The organism is Streptomyces sp. ME19-01-6, assembly GCF_033793745.1.
In the GTDB taxonomy this organism is placed as follows: Bacteria; Actinomycetota; Actinomycetes; order Streptomycetales; family Streptomycetaceae; genus Streptomyces.
The window spans coordinates 325,386-341,536 of the sequence record NZ_JARAXF010000001.1; the positions used below are offsets into that span (position 1 = coordinate 325,386).

The 16,151-nt window shown below is 71.0% G+C and carries 13 protein-coding genes and 2 pseudogenes; 8 read left to right on the forward strand and 7 right to left on the reverse strand.

Going from position 1 to position 16,151, the window contains the following annotated elements; all coding sequences use genetic code 11:
* Positions 1 to 41: 41 nt before the first annotated feature.
* Positions 42 to 576, forward strand: a pseudogene (gene cpt, locus PV419_RS01470) (chloramphenicol phosphotransferase CPT).
* An 11-nt stretch (positions 577 to 587) separates the two neighbouring features.
* Here the strand turns inward: cpt and PV419_RS01475 are convergent.
* Both PV419_RS01475 and PV419_RS01480 read right to left on the reverse strand, forming a co-directional pair.
* Positions 588 to 998 carry an SRPBCC family protein gene (locus tag PV419_RS01475; protein ID WP_319686192.1) on the reverse strand — a complete coding sequence of 137 codons (411 nt, stop codon included), beginning with the start codon at positions 996 to 998 and terminating at the stop codon, positions 588 to 590.
* A gap of 57 nt (positions 999 to 1,055) precedes the next feature.
* The gene (locus PV419_RS01480; RefSeq protein WP_319685768.1) at positions 1,056 to 1,922 is read right to left on the reverse strand and encodes an alpha/beta hydrolase; all 867 of its coding nucleotides are present in this window, start codon (positions 1,920 to 1,922) and stop codon (positions 1,056 to 1,058) included.
* 70 nt (positions 1,923 to 1,992) lie between these two features.
* Between PV419_RS01480 and PV419_RS01485 the strand changes: the two genes are divergently transcribed.
* From PV419_RS01485 to PV419_RS01495, 3 genes are read left to right on the forward strand one after another with little or no spacing between them, the layout of a single operon-like run.
* A complete protein-coding gene (locus tag PV419_RS01485; RefSeq protein ID WP_319685769.1) occupies positions 1,993 to 2,427 on the forward strand; it encodes a helix-turn-helix domain-containing protein in 435 nt (144 codons plus the stop codon).
* Between the two features lie 35 nt (positions 2,428 to 2,462).
* Entirely contained in the window at positions 2,463 to 3,356 is an 894-nt protein-coding gene (locus tag PV419_RS01490) for an amidohydrolase family protein (protein WP_319685770.1), read from the forward strand.
* A gap of 45 nt (positions 3,357 to 3,401) precedes the next feature.
* Positions 3,402 to 5,438: a hypothetical protein gene (locus PV419_RS01495; protein ID WP_319685771.1), complete on the forward strand. Its 2,037-nt coding sequence runs from the start codon at positions 3,402 to 3,404 to the stop codon at positions 5,436 to 5,438.
* Between the two features lie 7 nt (positions 5,439 to 5,445).
* Here PV419_RS01495 and PV419_RS01500 read toward each other — a convergent pair whose 3' ends face one another.
* From PV419_RS01500 to PV419_RS01520, 5 genes are all read right to left on the reverse strand, one after another.
* On the reverse strand, positions 5,446 to 7,830 hold the full coding sequence (locus PV419_RS01500; RefSeq protein WP_319685772.1) for a beta-glucosidase family protein: 2,385 nt from the start codon (positions 7,828 to 7,830) through the stop codon (positions 5,446 to 5,448).
* A gap of 54 nt (positions 7,831 to 7,884) precedes the next feature.
* On the reverse strand, positions 7,885 to 8,811 hold the full coding sequence (locus PV419_RS01505; RefSeq protein WP_415925204.1) for a carbohydrate ABC transporter permease: 927 nt from the start codon (positions 8,809 to 8,811) through the stop codon (positions 7,885 to 7,887).
* A 214-nt stretch (positions 8,812 to 9,025) separates the two neighbouring features.
* Positions 9,026 to 10,012, reverse strand: coding sequence for a sugar ABC transporter permease (locus tag PV419_RS01510; RefSeq protein ID WP_319685773.1), 987 nt, complete (start codon positions 10,010 to 10,012; stop codon positions 9,026 to 9,028).
* Positions 10,012 to 11,331, reverse strand: coding sequence for an ABC transporter substrate-binding protein (locus PV419_RS01515; protein WP_319685774.1), 1,320 nt, complete (start codon positions 11,329 to 11,331; stop codon positions 10,012 to 10,014). The genes PV419_RS01510 and PV419_RS01515 overlap by 1 nt, the downstream gene beginning before the upstream one ends.
* Positions 11,332 to 11,515: 184 nt before the next feature.
* Positions 11,516 to 12,559 carry a LacI family DNA-binding transcriptional regulator gene (locus tag PV419_RS01520; RefSeq protein ID WP_319685775.1) on the reverse strand — a complete coding sequence of 348 codons (1,044 nt, stop codon included), beginning with the start codon at positions 12,557 to 12,559 and terminating at the stop codon, positions 11,516 to 11,518.
* Positions 12,560 to 12,687: 128 nt separating this feature from the next.
* Between PV419_RS01520 and PV419_RS01525 the strand changes: the two genes are divergently transcribed.
* From PV419_RS01525 to PV419_RS01540, 4 genes and pseudogenes are all read left to right on the forward strand, one after another.
* Positions 12,688 to 13,788, forward strand: a complete 1,101-nt coding sequence (locus PV419_RS01525; protein ID WP_319685776.1) for an endo-1,4-beta-xylanase — start codon at positions 12,688 to 12,690, stop codon at positions 13,786 to 13,788.
* Between the two features lie 12 nt (positions 13,789 to 13,800).
* Positions 13,801 to 15,207 carry an endo-1,4-beta-xylanase gene (locus tag PV419_RS01530; protein WP_319685777.1) on the forward strand — a complete coding sequence of 469 codons (1,407 nt, stop codon included), beginning with the start codon at positions 13,801 to 13,803 and terminating at the stop codon, positions 15,205 to 15,207.
* 113 nt (positions 15,208 to 15,320) lie between these two features.
* Positions 15,321 to 15,389: pseudogene (locus tag PV419_RS01535) on the forward strand (hypothetical protein); the annotation flags it as partial.
* Between the two features lie 192 nt (positions 15,390 to 15,581).
* Positions 15,582 to 16,151 (forward strand): sigma-70 family RNA polymerase sigma factor, encoded by a 570-nt coding sequence (locus PV419_RS01540; protein WP_319685778.1) that lies wholly within the window; start codon positions 15,582 to 15,584, stop codon positions 16,149 to 16,151.

Here is a 16,151-nt window from a genome sequence, read left to right on the forward strand (position 1 = left end):
GACGGATAGGGGTCTGGCGGCGCTCCGTCTACCCTGGCGCGATGACTGCACAGGTGATCGTGCTCAATGGCGGATCCAGCTCGGGGAAGTCCAGCCTGGCCAGGGCTCTGCAAGCGGTCCTGCCGGATCCATGGCTGACCTTCAGCGTCGACACGCTGATCGAGGCGATGCCCGCGTCCATGACGGGGGTGGCATCCGGGATCGAGTTCGCCCCGGATGGCGGGGTGAGCGTCGGGTCGGAGTTCAGGGCGCTGGAGGCCGCGTGGATCGAGGGGATCGCCGCGATGGCCCGGGCCGGGGCTCGGGTCATCGCGGACGAGGTGTTCTTGGGGCAAGCGGAGTCCCAGCAGCGGTGGGTGAAGGCGCTGCGCGGCCTCGGTGTGTTGTGGGTGGGCGTCAGATGTGAGCCCAAGGTCGCCGCGGCCCGTGAGGCCGCCCGCGGGGATCGGGCGGTGGGGATGGCCGAGTCGCAGGCGGATGTGGTGCACCAGGGCGTGAGTTACGACCTGGAGGTGGACACCTCACACACCGAGCCCCTTGGAGTGCGCGCGGGCCATTGCCGCTCAGGTCAGCTGAGCGACCGGTCGCTATGCGCGCTCCATGACCTGCTTGAGTGTGGCGAGGTCGGCGGTCACCGCGTCCGCGTCGCGTTGGAAGTCCTCGTCGCTCATGCCCGGCCGTCGGCGGAGGGTGAACACCACCTCGCAGCCGGTGCCGTCGACGATCACCCGCACCGGGTTGTGGACGGTCTCGCCCGAGGGCAGCGTGACATCGTGATCGAGGACGCCGAACTCGTTTTGGGGCGCGAAGGCGACCACGACCGGCCTCATGGGCGACGACTCGGCGATCCACTGTCCGTCGATCCCGGCGATGGAGTTTCCCAGCCCGTGAGCCCACTGGGGAAGGTTGGAGGGGGTCGACGCGTAGTCGTAGACGTCCTTGGCGGTGCGAGCGATATGTGTGCTGACGTGGCGCGATTCCGAGGCGATGTTCTCCATGTTCTCCATGGTCCCGACGGTACGGAACCGCTGCCGGTGTGGTCTTGAACGAATCAGTCATGGCTGAGCAGGAACGGGGAGGAGGTCGCGCAGACTCGCCGCGTAGCCGGACGGGTGGCTGGTGTTGCCGTTGTGGCCGCCGGGCAGTTCGATCACCTCCGTGCCGAGCGCGTCCGCCAGGGCGTAGGCGCAGCGGCGGTCGAAGACGCCGTCGGGGGTGGTGCGGCCGACGGCCGGGACGATACGGGTGGGTGTGTTCGCGAGGGCGGAGATGTCGAGCGTGTCGTCGAGCACCGCCGTGAAGTCGTGGCGGATGAAGTAGTCGAAGTTGGCGCGGCGCAGGGCGTTGATCGGCTGTGGGGTCAGGCCGGGTTCGGAGTCGCGGCCGCTGGTGTCGATGCCGAGGACGCGGGCGATCTCCGGGAGGGCGGCGGCGAGGCCGTCGCGTGCGTAGAGCCGCTGCAGATGGGCGAGTTCGTGTTCGTGGTGGGTCCGTTCGGTGGCGGGAAGCAGTCGGGGCGCGACGGGCTCGTGGGCGATCAGGGTGTGGATCCGGCCCGGGTGGCGCACCGCGAGGTGCAGGCCGATGACGGCGCCGAGGCTGCAGCCGAGCATCGCGGCCGGCGCCGGTGTCCCCGCCGGGTCGGGTGTCACCGTCGCGAGCACGCGCGCCGCGTCGTCCGCGTGCTCGGCGAGCGTCGCCCCGCGTGACGGGTCGTGGAGCCGACTGCGCGACAGGCCCCGCCGGTCGTAGGTGACCACCGTGTACGTGTCGGCGAGACGCGCGGCGAGGTCGACGCTGCGATCGGCGTCTCCTTCGCCGCTCTGGCCGATCAGCAGCACGGGTCCGTCCCCGCGCACCTGGTAGTGGAGGGTGGCGCCGGGCGCGTCGAGGGTGCCGGTGCGGGTGCTTTCGTTCGTCATGGACTCAAGCTATCCCATCGAATTAGATACATCAATATAGATGTATCTAATTCGATGTACCCTCGGGGGTGTGAACGGAGTCGAACTCTTCCTCCTCGGCCGTACGCTCATGAAGATCGGTGAGGACGCCATGCCCGAGCCCCCCGGCGGGGCCGAACGCCACGCGGGCAGCACGCGCCTCGTGCTGATCGCCGCCAGCGACATCGCCGCGCACCCCGGCACCACCGTCGGCGACATCGCGGGCCGGACCGGACTGCCGCAGAGCCAGATCTCCACCGCCGTCGCCCGCCTGAAGGAGGCGGGGTCCATCACCACCGCCCCCGACCCCGCCGACCGCCGCCGCGCGCTCATCAGCCCCGCCGCCGAGCCCTCCGCCCGTGTCGAGCAGGTGCGCGCCACGACCATCGATGCCGCCCTCGCCACGGCCCTCGGCACCGACGACCCTCAGCGGCTGCGTGAGGTGACCGACGCCCTCACGGTCCTCGCCCGCCATCTCACCCCGTAAGCACGGAAAAGCCGTCGCCGATTACGCTGCCGGTCATGGCCGACCCGCATCCCGTCACCACCGAGCGCGCCGACGTCGCCGCCTTCCGCGTCGAGGCGGGCCTCGACCACCTCATCGACGTCCACACCCACTTCATGCCGCAGCGCGTCCTGGACAAGGTCTGGGCGTACTTCGACTCGGCGGGCCCCCTCGTGGGGAGGGTCTGGCCGATCAACTACCGGCGTGAGGAGCAGGAACGCCTCGACGTGCTGCGCGGCTTCGGGGTGCGCGCCTTCACCGCGATGCTCTACCCGCACAAGCCCGCCATGGCCCGCTGGCTCAACGACTGGGCCGCCGACTTCGCCGCCCGTACGCCGGACTGTCTGCACACCGCGACCTTCTACGCCGAGCCCTGCGCCCTCGACGATGTGCGCCGCGCCCTCGACCAGGGCGCGCGGGTCTTCAAGTGTCACGTACAGGTGGGGGGATTCGACCCCAACGACCCGCTGCTGGACGGGGTCTGGGCGCTGCTCGCCGAGCGCGGCATACCCGTGGTCACCCACTGCGGCTCCGGGCCCATCCCCGGCCGGCACACCGGGCCGGGGCCGATCGGGGCGCTGCTGGCCCGCCACCCCGCGCTGCGGCTGGTGGTCGCACATCTCGGCGGGCCGGAGTACGCGGAGTTCCTCGATCTGGCCGAGCGGTACAAGCACGTCATGCTTGACACGACCATGTCCTTCACCCCGTTTGTGGAGGCGTATATGCCTTTCCCGCGCGTCGAGTTGCCCCGGCTCGCGGACCTGCGGGAGAAGGTCCTGCTGGGCACCGACTTCCCGAACATCCCGTACTCGTACGTGGACGCCCTGCGCGCCCTGCGGGACCTCGGCCTCGGTGCCGACTGGCTGCGCGCGGTCTGTCATGACAACGCGGCCCGCCTTTTTGGTCTGTGACAGGCCGCTCGGCCCGCTGTCGGACCCATGAGTCAAGATTTCCGCATGGAGACGACAGCAGGCGAGCTGGTGACGGCGCGGGCCGAGGTGGCGGCCCTGGACAATTACGTCGCAGGGGACGCGTTGAGCGGGCTCGTCGGTACTTCGCACAGCTGGACGGACAAAGGCGCGCTGGCCGGTATCGAGCGGACCGGTCGCTATATGGCCGGCACCTGGGATCCGCCCACCCCGGACGGCGGCCCGGGAAGGGCCGCGGACGGATCCTGGACGCGGTTCATCGGGCGCATCGGCGGCGTGGCGCTGCGCGCCGCCGCGCCGTCCACCCGTGAGGAGCGCCGTCAGCGTCTGCTCACGCTGCTGGAGATCTGGGCGGACGGCCCCTTCTGCGATCCGGAGGGCCGGTTTCGCACGGGTCTGGTGAGGGTGGCCGAGGGCGACCCGGCGGCGGTGCGGGACGAGCGAGGAGCGGCCCTCGTGACCGGCTGGGCCCCTGGGGGGCTCCGCGCATTCGTCGATCTGCGTACAGGCGACGCGGATCCGCCGAGCCTGGGCGCCATCGACGAGGTGACAGACGTGCCGCGCGGAGGATGGGGCAGCGCCGAGCAGCTGCGCCGGCTGATGGGGCTGGTCAGGGAGCGCGGGCCGGTGCCGTGGGATCCGCAGGCCGTGGCCTTGCTGTGCGACGGCACGGGAATGGGGCGCGCGGCCGCGTCGCTCGCGCTGGCGGGGGGCCTCGACCGGGCGCGCACCCCGTTCCTCGACGCGCATGAGCGGGACATTCTGCGGCTCAAGGTGGCCGAGGCCGAGGACGGCGCCGCCGAACACGCCCGGCTGACCCCGCTGGAACGCCTTGAGTTGCTGGCGGATGTGCTGCCCGAGGACCCCGCCGAGCTGTGGGAGCCGCACGGGATGCGTGGGGTGGCGGAGCGGCTGGCCGAGGCATGGCGGGCGCTGCGCGGTCGGCGGGTCGTGGTGCCGCAGCGTACGCTCAACGCCGTCGTCGAGCTGCAGCTGCTGCGCCTGTCAGCGGCCGAGTTCTGCGCGGCGTTCACCAACCCCACTGCCGAGCCCGGGCTCAGCGCCCCCGTCGACACCTGGATCAAGAACACCGACCACGGCTCGATGGTCACCGACGCCAACGCCCGGTGGGATGTCGCGAGGTTCGAGGACCGCCTGCTCTCCACCGTCCCCAACCTGTTCTGGGTCTACGCCGAGCTCCCCGCCGGTGACCTCGTCCGCGACGGGGCGCCCGGCCTGGTACGAGTGCTGCAGGAGCGGCTGAACCACCCGGGGCTGCTGCTGGACGCCGGCAGGCTCGACCACAAGGTGGGGGCCTCGGTCGCCGAGGTGCACGAGCGATTCGGGTACCAGCCGTATGCCGGGCCGGAGCGGCTGGACGTGGCGTCCATCGACGACGGGCTCACCGTGGTCACGGACGGCATCATCGACCGCAGAGGGGACCTGACCCGGACCCGCCTGTACTTCCGCCCGGCGTTCTACGGCGACGACGAGCGCTCCCGGGCGCTGTTGGCGGCCAGGGCCGACTCCCCCTACGACCGTGAGCTGGGGTTCGTCGAGTGGCTGCGCGGCCCGGTCTGCGCGCGCATCATCGAGCGGATCGAGAGCGCATCGCTGCCCGACGGCGCGTACGAGACGAACCCGGCGGCTTCCGCGCCCGATGTGGTGGCGCGGGCCGCGGGCGGGCTCGGCGTCGACGAGGACGCGGCGGCGCTCTACCTGCAGCTGCTGGCCGTGCCCGCGCCGACCGACCGCAACGTCCGCAGGTGGAACGGGTGGAAGGCCGACCGGCACCAGAAGGCCGCCGCTGTGCTGGTCGAGCGGGGTCTGGTCGCCTGGGACAAGCGCCCCCGGGCGGGCCGTCAGATCTTCCTGCCGGGCGAGTGGATCCACGCCAAGAAGCCCTACCAGCCCATGGAGGCGTGGAAGGCGGAGCTCATCGGGGTGCCCCGCTCCTACAACGGGCGCCTGGAGAACCCCCTTCCGCTGCCCACCCGCACCCTGCCCGAGCTGTTCGCCCACGCCTGGGCGCTGGTCGAGGACGGAGCCGGTCCCTCTATATAGCCCCCGGTCACTTCACCTCCGCCTCGCACACCAGCCGCCGCCGGTGGTCCACCGTCCGCTCCGGCCCGGTCAGCGTCAGCGGCACCGTGTGCCGTATGTCGGCGTCCGCGCTGGAGGCGGCCAGGCGCAGCTCCAGGGGCCCGGGTTCGACGATCCGGCCCCCGTCGGGGGCGCCCGGGTAGGAGGCCAGGTCGGCGTGGAAGGTGAAGTGGACCTCGGCGCTCTCGCCGGGCGCGAGGGGGACGCGGGCGTAGCCGATGAGCCGGGTGACCGGGCGGACGGTGCGGGCCACGGGCTGGTGCAGATAGAGCTGGACCACCTCGGTGCCGGGGCGCTCGCCCGTGTTGCGGACGGTCAGGCGCAGCGTGGTCTCGCCGTCGGTGGCCAGGGTGGCCGCGTCCGTCGCGTCCGTCTCCGGGGCATCCCAGGCGAAGGAGGTGTACGAGAGGCCGTGGCCGAAGGGGTGCAGCGGGGTCGGGTCGACGTTGCTGGCCTCGCCCCGCAGGCCCAGCGGCGGCTGCAGGTACGTCCAGGGCTGGCCGCCGGTCGCGTACGGGAGGCTGACGGGCAGCCGGCCCGACGGGTTGACCTGGCCGGAGAGGACCGCGGCGACGGCCGGGCCGCCCTCCTCGCCGGGGAAGAAGGCCTGGACGGTGGCGGCGAGCAGGCCCGACCAGCGGCCGAGCGCGTACGGGCGGCCGGTGAGCAGGACCAGCACGACGGGCGTGCCGGTGGCCAGGAGGGTGTCGAGCAGGGCGCCCTGCTCCCCGGGGAGTTCCAGGTCGGCGGCGTCGCAGCCCTCGCCCGAGGTGCCCCGGCCGAAGAGGCCGGAGCGGTCGCCGAGCACGGCGACGCAGACATCGGCGTCCGCGGCGGCGCGGGCGGCCCGCGCGAGGCGGCTCTCGGCGGCGACGGCGGCCGCCCCGCCCGTCGAGCCGCCCGTCGCGGCGCCGGGCGTGGCCGGGCCGGGCGGGGCGCAGCCCTCGGCGTGGGTGATGCGTGCCTCGGGGAGTTCGGCGCGCAGCGCGGCGAGCACCGTCGGCACGTCGATGCCGAGCGGCAGCTCGGGGTGCTCGACGCCCACGTGCCGGGGGAAGGTGTAGCAGCCGAGCATCGCGGCGGGGTCATCGGCGAGCGGGCCGACGACCGCGATCCGGGTGTCGGGTGCGAGCGGCAGCGCGTCGCGGTCGTTGGCGAGCAGCACCACCGACTCCTCGGCCAGCTGCCGGGCCACCTCCCGCATCACCGGCGGGTCCAGGTCGACGACCTGGGGGAGCGCGGGCGGCGTGGCCGACCAGTCCGGGTCCAGCAGGCCCAGCTCGCACTTCTGCCGCAGCACCCGCAGCGCCGCCCCGTCCACCAGCGCCTCGTCCACCTCCCCGGCCCGTACGGCGTCCCGGAGCGGCGTGGAGAAGCAGCGCACGGCTGGCAGCTCCACGTCCACGCCCGCCTCCAGCGCGAGCGCCGCGGCGCGCGCCGGGGTGTCGGCGACGCGGTGGTGCAGCTCCAGGAAGGAGAGGCCGAAGTAGTCGGAGACGATGGTGCCGGTGAAGCCCCAGCGCTCGCGCAGGAGTTCTGTCAGCAGCCATCGGTTCGCGGCCGACGGGACGCCGTCGAGGTCGTTGTAGGCGTGCATGACCGAGCGCGCCCCGCCCTCCAGTACGGCCATCTCGAACGGCGGCAGGATGACGTCGGCGAGTTCGCGGGGGCCGATGGAGACCGGGGCGTGGTTGCGGGCGCCGCGCGAGGCGGAGTAGCCCGCGAAGTGCTTGAGGGTGGCGATGATCCCGGCCGACTGGAGGCCGCGTACATACGCGGTGCCGACGGTCCCGACCAGGTACGGGTCCTCGCCGATGGACTCCTCCGTACGGCCCCAGCGCGGGTCGCGCACCACGTCGAGGAGCGGAGACAGGCCCTGGTGGATGCCCACCGCCCGCATCGAGGCGCCGATCAGCTCGGCGGCCCGGCCCACCAGCGCCGGGTCGAAGGTGGCGCCCCAGGCCAGCGGGGTGGGGAAGACGGTCGCGCCCCAGGCGAAGAACCCGGTGAGGCACTCCTCGTGGGCGACGGCCGGGATCCCGAAGCGGTTGCCCGCGGCGACCCGCGCCTGGGCGCGGGCGAGGGCGGCGACACCCTCGCTCGGATCGACGGGGGTGGTGCCGAAGGGCCGGGTCAGCTGGCCGAGTCCGTGGCGGAGCAGGATGTCGAGGTCGACTTCCTCGTTGACCTGGTGCTGGAGCGGGGCGACGTCCTCGCCGTCGTCGTCCCCGGACCCGGAGCCCGGCCAGACGCCGGCGAGCTGGGCGAGCTTCTCCTCCAGGGTCATCCGGGAGAGCAGGTCCGCGGCGCGGTCTTCGGCGGGAAGGGAGGTGTCCTGCCAGGGGTGAGGCATGAAGCTCCTTGTCTCAAAGCTGCTCGGGCTGCTCGGGGCTGCTTGGCGGGCTGCTCACTTGCCGCCCACGCCCATCAGGCCGTTGATCAACTGACGGCGGGCGAAGAGATAGACGACGAAGATCGGGACGATGGACAGCACCACCGCGGTGAGCAGCGCCGGGGTGTCCACCCGGAACTCGCCGACGTAGTCGTACAGGCCCAGGGTCAGCACCCGGTTGCTCCTGGACTGGGTGAGGATCAGCGGGAACATGAAGCCGTTCCAGGCGTGCAGCGCCGAGTACACGCCGACGGTGGAGATCCCCGCCCGCGACATCGGCACCACCAGCCGCAGCAGCACCCGGGTCGGCCCCGCGCCGTCCAGCGCCATCGACTCGTACAGCTCCTCGTCGATGTCGCGCATGGTGCCCGCGAGGATCAGCACGCTGACGGGGAGGGAGAAGGCGGCCGTCGGCAGGATCACCGCCAGCAGGGTGTCGTACAGCTGGAGCTTGGTGATCACCAGATAGATCGGGATGATCACCGCCTGGGACGGGATCGCGAGCCCGAGCAGGAACATCTGGAAGACGCGCTGGGACATCCGGCTGCGGGCGCGCACCACCGCGTAGCCGACGGTCACCGACAGCACGATGACGATGGCGGCGCAGACGGCGGTGACGACCAGGGTGTTGCCCAGGTAGGTGAAGAAGTGGCTGCTCAGCACCCGGTCGTAGTTGGTGAGGGTGGGGTGGGTGGGCAGCGAGAGCGGGCCGTCGTCGATATAGCCGTCGCGGGTGCGGAAGGTGGTGGCCACCAGGACGTACAGCGGGGCGCCGACGATGACCAGCCAGATGAGGGAGGCCAGCCCGGCGGGGTAGTTGGGTCTCCGGGGGCCGCTCCTCTTCAGGAGACGGGGCAGGCCCGGGCGGCGGGGTTTCGGCGGCGGGGCCGCCTCGCCGGCCGTACGGTCCGCCTCGGGGCGCTGGTGCAGCACGTCGGTCACCGTGAATCTCCGAGGCGCAAGACCGCCCACGAGACGGCTGGTACGATTTCTGACGTGCTGAGCGAGAACCAAGCCAGCACAGCAGCTCCTTTGCTTGCAGTACCGAACCGGGCTGGTTCCAACCCGGCTGGTGTTGATCGTGTAAGACCCGTCGGTCCGCAGGGCCGCAGGCGACGTGAGCCAGGAATCCCCCTGCCTTCAGCTGGGGGAGGGTTCAAATCCCCTCCCGGGTGCTGCGCATCGCGCTGAAGCCCGTCAGCCGCACCAGCAGCAGCGAGACGGCGGTGGCGACGACGACGAGGAGGGCCGCGACCGCGCTGGCGTAGCCGAGGTCGAAGGCCTGGAAGCCGTTCTTGTACATCAGGTAGGGCACGATGCTGGTGTCCGTGCCCGGGCCGCCCTTGGTGAGGATCAGGACGGTGTCGAAGAAGGTCAGCGCGCCCACCACCATGATCACCGACGAGGTGACCACGGTGTTGCGCAGCTGGGGCAGGGTGATCGAGAAGAACTGGCGGACGGTGCCCGCGCCGTCGATGGCCGCGGCGTCGTAGAGCGAGCGCGGGATCGCCCGGGCGCCGCCCTGGTAGATCAGGGTGTGGAGGGGGATGAACTGCCAGGCGGTGACGAAGAGGATGGCGCCGAGGGCGCCCTGGGAGTCGCCGAGCAGATCGCCGTCCTCGAAGCCGAGGGCGGGCCCGATCTCCGCGATGAGGCCGAAGTTGGGGTCGAGCAGCTGCTTCCACACCAGGGCCAGCGCGACGGAGGACGCCAGCAGCGGCAGGAAGAAGATCGCCGACAGCACGGCGCGGTTGCGCTGCCGCCCGGCCGCCCACACCCCCAGCAGCAGCGCGAGCGGGGTCTGGACCAGCCAGGTCAGGACGGTCAGCAGCAGGCTGAGCCAGACCGCCTGGCGCATGTCGGGGTCGTGCCACAGCCGGGACCAGTTGTCGGTGCCGGTCCACTGGGGGGAGCCGATGCCGTCCCACTCGGTGAAGGCCAGATAGCCGACCAACAGCATGGGCAGGACGGCGAAGCACGCGAAGAACAGCACCCCGGGGAGCGCCCAGGCGGCGCTGGGGCGGCCCACGGCGTTACGGCCCACCGCGTTGCGGCCCGCGCCGCGGCCGCCCACCCCGCGGCCGCCCACATCGCGGCGGGGCGCGCCCTTGACGGGCGCGCCCTTGTGGTCCGCGGTCACCATTACTTGATGTCCTTCTTCAGCGCCGCGACGAACCCGGTGGGGCTCAGCTGACCGTTGAACAGCTTCTGGATGTCGGTGTGCAGCGAGGGGGTGTTCTTGGCCGACAGCGCCTGGTCCCAGGAGAGGGTGAAGCTGGGGGCCTCACGCACCATGTCGTACTGGAACTGCGCGTAGGTCGGGTTCTCGTGCTTGCTCAGCAGGGACGTGGCGTCGGAGGTGGCGGGCACATCGCCGTTGGCTATCAGGTCCTTGGAGTAGTCCTGCTTGGCGGCGAACTTCACGAACTCGATCGCCGCGTCCTTCTTCTTGCCCTTGAGCTTCGCGTTGACGGACCAGTAGTTGGTCGGGTTGCCGACCACGTTCTTGGGGTCGCCCTTGCCGCCCGGGACGGCCGGGAAGGTGGTCCAGCCGAGCCCGGACTTGGCGAAGTCGGGCTGGTTCGCCTTCTGGTTGGCGTACTCCCACGAGCCCATCAGATGCATCGCGGCCTTGCCCTTGGCGAAGAGCGTGGAGGCCCCGTCCGCGGTGTAGTTGACCGACTTGTAGTTCTTGCCGAAGGCGCCCCGGTCGACCAGGCTCTTGATCGTCTCGGCGGTCTTCAGTACGGCCGGGTCGTCCCACCCGGCGGCGTCCCCGTTCTGGATCTTCTTGAAGACCCCGGCCCCGCCGAACCGGTCCACCAGGTACTCCACCCACATCAGCTCGGTCCAGGGGTCCGTGCCGGCGAGCGCGAAGGGGGTGACGTCCTTCTTCTTGAAGGTGTCGACAAGGCCCAGAATGTCGTCCCAGGACTTGGGCGGCTGCGCCCCCGCGTCCTCGAACACCTTCTTGTTGTAGAAGAGGATCACCGGCTGCATGCCGCGCATGGGGATGCCGTAATAGGTGTCGTTCACCGCCCCGGCCTTGAGGATGGAGGGGATGAACGCCTTCTTCAGCTCCGGGTCCTTCTCCAGCGTCGGGCCGAGGTCGACCAGCATGTCCTCCTTGGCGAAGTCGCTGATGCTGCCGCCGCCCCAGTTGAAGAAGACGTCCGGGGCGTTGGGGGTGCCCATGGAGGTGCGTAGCTTGTCCGAGTAGCCCTCGCCGGCCACCTCGGTGAGATTCACCTTCACATCGGAGGTCTTGTTGAACCGCTTGACGACCGCGCGCTGCACCTTGGTCGAGGCGTCCCCGTAGACCCAGACGTCGAGCGAGTCGTCGTCCGAGCCGCCGGGGCCGGAGCTGCCGCAGGCGGTGAGGGAGGTGGTGGCCAGGAGCAGTGCGGCAGCGAGGGTGGACGCACGGAGGATCGACCGTGATCTGGGTGTACGCATCGTCATCGTCGCGTTTGCCTTCCGGAAGAAGCCCGATAATTCTCGGAAGTTGATTGCGTGGACGGTATGAGCCTGCCGAGGTGGTGTCAAGGGATCGCGCGGTCACGGTTGTTGGTGCGGAGAAAGGGCCGGGACAGTACGGGGGAGTACGGGGACGTGGGGGGAACGGGCGGCCGGGCGGACGGGCTGGTTACGGGGCGCTCGGCGGGGCCGTACTGGCGCGGACGACCAGCGCCGTCGCCAGCTCCACCCGGGGGGACTCGATCTCCTCGCCACGCGCCTGGCGCAGCACCGTACGGGCCGCCAGCTTGCCCATCTCCGCGAGCGGCTGGCGCACCGTGGTCAGCGGCGGGGCCGACCAGCGGACCTCCGGAAGGTCGTCGAAGCCCACCACGCTCACGTCCTCCGGAACCCGCAGTCCCCGGCGGCGCAGGGCCTCGATCGCGCCCAGGGCCATCTGGTCGCTGGAGGCGAACACGGCGGAGGGCGGGGTGGCCGCGTCCATGAGCTGATCGCAGCCGACGAAACCGGACTCGTGGTAGAAGTCGCCCTGCGCGACCAGCGCCTGCTCGTACGGCACACCCGCCGCCTCCAGAGCGGCCCGGTGGCCGTCCAGCCGGGCCCGGCTGCACAGCAGCCGTGGCGGGCCGGCGATGAAGCCGATCCGGCGGTGGCCCAGGCCCAGCAGATGCTCGGTCGCGGCCATCCCGCCGGCCCAGTTGGTCGCCCCGATGGTGGGCGCGTCCAGGGCGGGGGCGCCGGCCGGATCGACCACCACGATCGGCACGTTCAGCCGCCGCAACTCCTCGTGCAGCACCGGTTCGAGTACGGAGGTCACCAGGATCACCCCGTCCGAGGCCCGCGCCCGCAGGTTCTTCATCCACTGCCGCGCCGCGCCCGCCCGGCCGTGTATGGCGGAGACCACCGTGCCCACGCCGTCCTGGTGGGCGACCTCCTCCACACCGCGGATGATCTCCACCGCCCAGGGGCTGTCCAGGTCGTTGAAGACCAGGTCCAGCAGGGCGGCCCGGTCGCCCGGGGCGGTCTGGCGGCGGCGGTAGCCGTGGAGCCGCAGCAGATTCTCCACCCGGGCCCGGGTCTCGGGCGAGACGTCCGAACGTCCGTTGACGACCCGCGAGACCGTGGGCACCGACACCCCGGCCTCATGTGCGATGGCCGTGATCGTCACCTTGGGCCGGGCGCCACCCTCGGACCCCGCGCTCTCCGTAGCCATTTCCGCCTCCTCCGTTGACGAGAGTCACTCCCGCCTCTAGCTTTCCGGGCGCACCCTCGGAACCTTGCAGAAGTCTTCCGGAAAACCGGATCAGACGTGAAGAGAAGAGAGGGACGTACATGAAGCTCATGAGCTTACGCAGCGGCGCACTGGTGGCCTCGGCCGCCGTGGCGACGTTGGTCTTCGGCCTCACCGCCCCTGGTCAGGCCGCAGATCACCCGGCCGGAAAGGCGGCCTCCACCACCGCCGGAACCGGTGGCGGCACCCGTGTCCAGGCGAACCCCACCCTCCGCGAAGTCGCCGCCCGCACCGGCCGCTTCGTCGGCACGGCGATCAACGACGGCCGGCTCGGCGACGCCACGTACGCCAACATCGCCAAGAGCGAGTTCTCCAGCGTCACCGCCGAGAACGCCATGAAGTGGGGCTCGGTCGAGCCGAACCGCGGCCAGTTCAACTGGGCCGCCGCCGACCGGCTGGTCTCCTTCGCGCAGAGCAACAACCAGAAGGTCTACGGCCACACGCTGGTCTGGCACAGCCAGCTGCCGGGCTGGCTGGCCAACGGCTCGTATCCCAACTCCGAGCTGCGCACCATCATGACCAACCACGTCACCACCCAGGTCAGCCGCTACAAGGGCAAGGTCCAGCGCTGGGACGTGGTCAACGAGGCGTTCAACGAGGACGGCACGCTGCGCCAGTCCAAGTTCCAGCAGCAGCTCGGCGAGTCGTACATCGCCGACGCCTTCCGCGCCGCCCGCGCCGCCGACCCCAGCGCCAAACTCTTCATCAACGACTACAACACCGAGGGCACGGGCGCCAAGAGCAACGGCCTGTACAACCTGGTCCAGCGGCTCAAGAGCCAGGGCGTGCCCATCGACGGCGTCGGCTTCCAGAGCCACCTCATCGTGAACCAGGTGCCCTCCACCATGAAGGCCAACCTGCAGCGCTTCGCCAACCTCGGCCTCGACATCGTCGTCTCCGAACTCGACATCCGCATGGCCACCCCCGCCGACTCCACCAAGCTCCAGCAGCAGGCGGCCAACTACAAGAGCGTGGCCCAGACCTGCCTGGCCATCTCCCGCTGCGTCGGCATCACCGTATGGGGCTTCGGTGACCGGGACTCCTGGGTCCCCAGCACCTTCCCCGGCCAGGGCGCGGCCAACCTGTACGACAACAACTACCAGCCCAAGCCCGCCTACACCGCGTTCCGCGACGGGCTGGCCGGATCCTAGGGGGCGCAACCGATGAGACTTCACCCGCACGGCATACGCAGCCGCGGCATACGCAGAGCCGCCCTCGGCCTGGCCGCCGCCGGAGCACTCCTGCTGGGCCTGGCCACCCCCAGCAGCGCGGCCGACCCGGTGCTGCGCGATCTGGCCCAGGCCAAGGGCAAGTACTACGGCACCGCCGTGACCGCGTCCAAGCTGAACGGCACCTACGCCACGATCGCCGGCGGCCAGTTCGACTCCATCACCCCCGGCAACGAGATGAAGTGGGAGTCCGTCGAGCCGAGCCGCGGCCAGTACAACTGGTCCGGCGCGGACGCCGTCGTCAGCTTCGCCCAGTCCCACACCATGCAGGTGCGCGGCCACACCCTGGTCTGGCACAGCCAGCTGCCGGGCTGGCTGACCTCCGGCACCTGGACCGCCGACCAGCTGCGCACCCTGATGACCGACCACATCACCACCGAGGTCGGCCGCTACAAGGGCAAGATCTCGCACTGGGACGTGGTCAACGAGCCGTTCAACGAGGACGGTACCTTCCGGCAGTCGCTGTTCTACACCAAGCTCGGCGAGGGCTATATCGCCGACGCGCTGCGCGCCGCCCGCGCCGCCGACCCGGACGCCAAGCTGTACCTCAACGACTACAACACCGACGGCACGAGCGCCAAGAGCAACGCCATGTACAACCTGGTCAAGTCGCTCAAGTCGCAAGGCGTCCCGATCGACGGCGTCGGCTTCCAGGGCCATCTCATCCTCGGCCAGGTGCCGTCCACGATGCAGGCCAATCTGCAGCGCTTCGCCGACCTCGGTGTGGACGTCGCCGTCACCGAGCTGGACATCCGGATGCAGCTGCCGGTCACCGACGCCAAGCTCGCGCAGCAGAAGGCCGACTACAAGGCCGTCACCAGCGCTTGCGTAGCCGTCACCCGCTGCAAGGGGGTGACGGTCTGGGGGTTCACCGACTCCGACTCCTGGATCCCCGACGTCTTCGACGGCCAGGGCGCCGCCACCCCGTACGACGAGAGCTACCGGCCCAAACCGGCGTACTACGGCATCGCCGAAGCCCTCGGCTGGAGCGGCGACGGCGGTCAGGACCCGACGCCCACCACGGACTGCGCGGTGACCTACTCCGTCACCAACCAGTGGAACACCGGCTTCACGGCCAACGTCACCGTCAAGAACACCGGATCCAGCGCCATCAGCGGCTGGAAGGTGGCCTGGACCTACCCCTCCGGCCAGCAGGTCACCTCCGCCTGGAACGCCACCGTGAGCCAGACCGGCTCCCAGGTCACGGCGGCCGACGCGGGCTACAACGCCACGATCGGCGCCGGCGGCTCGGTGTCGTTCGGCTTCAACGGCAACTGGTCCGGCACCAACACCCCGCCCAGCGCCTTCACCCTCAACGGCGCGACCTGCACCACGGGCTGAGCGCCCCCTATCCGCCTGGACGGCGGTGACCCGCCCCGCCGTCCAGGCACCGCGCCCCATCCGGCGCCGCATGGTCCGGCGTCGGCACTCGCCCCGCCTACCGTGGCCGCGGCATCGCCGCCGCGGTATCCGCCGCGCTGACCGAAGCGATGTTCGCCCAGGGAGCCGGATCACTCTGGCTGGAGTACTCCGGAGAGGGATCCCGCCGCGTCTACGAGCGCGCCGGCTATTCGACCACAAGGCACTCGCCTCTGTCTCTCCCTGCCCCCAGCGCAGCAACCCTGACGGCACCAAGAAAACTTTCTCCTCGCGGTGTAAGAAATCGCGGTTCTCGACCACTGCCAGGTGAGAGAGCCGAGATGAGGAGACGGTGCGTGACCGACGCCCAACGCTTCCGTGACCTGTACGAGGGGTGCCATCCCCGTGTGCTCGCCTACGCCTCGAGCCTGGTGGGCCGGCAGGTCGGTGAGGACATCACCAGCGAGACCTTCACGGTCGCCTGGCGGCGGATGCGGGACATCCCCACGCCGCCGCTGCCGTGGCTGCTCGGCGTGGCCCGGAATCTGACCCGCGAGCTGCGCCGCCGCGACGGCAGGCAGTACGCCCTGGCCGTGGCGGAGGCCCAGCGCATCATCACCTCCGGTGCCCAGGTCGGGGACGTGGCCGCCGATGTGACCGAGCGCGAGGCGGCGCTCCAGGCGCTGGCCACGCTGTCCGACACGGATCGCGAGGTGCTGACGCTGGTCGCCTGGCACGGGCTCGGCCCGAGACAGGCGGCACGCGTCCTCGGCTGCACCACCGCTGCGTTCTCGGTGCGGCTGCACCGGGCCAGGCGGCGGCTGGAGCGAGCCGTCAACGCGGCCGGGGTCGCGGTTACAGGCGCGGCCGGACTCTCTCGCGACCCGCGCGGCCCTCGCCCCAAAGCGACAGTGAAGGAGCACTGA

Excerpts from the sequence above, each read along its gene's own strand:
- PV419_RS01530 (WP_319685777.1), top strand. The coding sequence starts at position 13,801 with ATGAGACTTCACCCGCACGGCATACGCAGCCGCGGCATACGCAGAGCC.
- PV419_RS01490 (WP_319685770.1), top strand. The coding sequence starts at position 2,463 with ATGGCCGACCCGCATCCCGTCACCACCGAGCGCGCCGACGTCGCCGCC.
- PV419_RS01515 (WP_319685774.1), bottom strand. The coding sequence starts at position 11,331 with ATGACGATGCGTACACCCAGATCACGGTCGATCCTCCGTGCGTCCACC.
- PV419_RS01500 (WP_319685772.1), bottom strand. The coding sequence starts at position 7,830 with ATGCCTCACCCCTGGCAGGACACCTCCCTTCCCGCCGAAGACCGCGCC.
- PV419_RS01520 (WP_319685775.1), bottom strand. The coding sequence starts at position 12,559 with ATGGCTACGGAGAGCGCGGGGTCCGAGGGTGGCGCCCGGCCCAAGGTG.
- PV419_RS01480 (WP_319685768.1), bottom strand. The coding sequence starts at position 1,922 with ATGACGAACGAAAGCACCCGCACCGGCACCCTCGACGCGCCCGGCGCC.
- PV419_RS01525 (WP_319685776.1), top strand. The coding sequence starts at position 12,688 with ATGAGCTTACGCAGCGGCGCACTGGTGGCCTCGGCCGCCGTGGCGACG.
- PV419_RS01495 (WP_319685771.1), top strand. The coding sequence starts at position 3,402 with ATGGAGACGACAGCAGGCGAGCTGGTGACGGCGCGGGCCGAGGTGGCG.
- PV419_RS01475 (WP_319686192.1), bottom strand. The coding sequence starts at position 998 with ATGGAGAACATCGCCTCGGAATCGCGCCACGTCAGCACACATATCGCT.
- PV419_RS01510 (WP_319685773.1), bottom strand. The coding sequence starts at position 10,012 with ATGGTGACCGCGGACCACAAGGGCGCGCCCGTCAAGGGCGCGCCCCGC.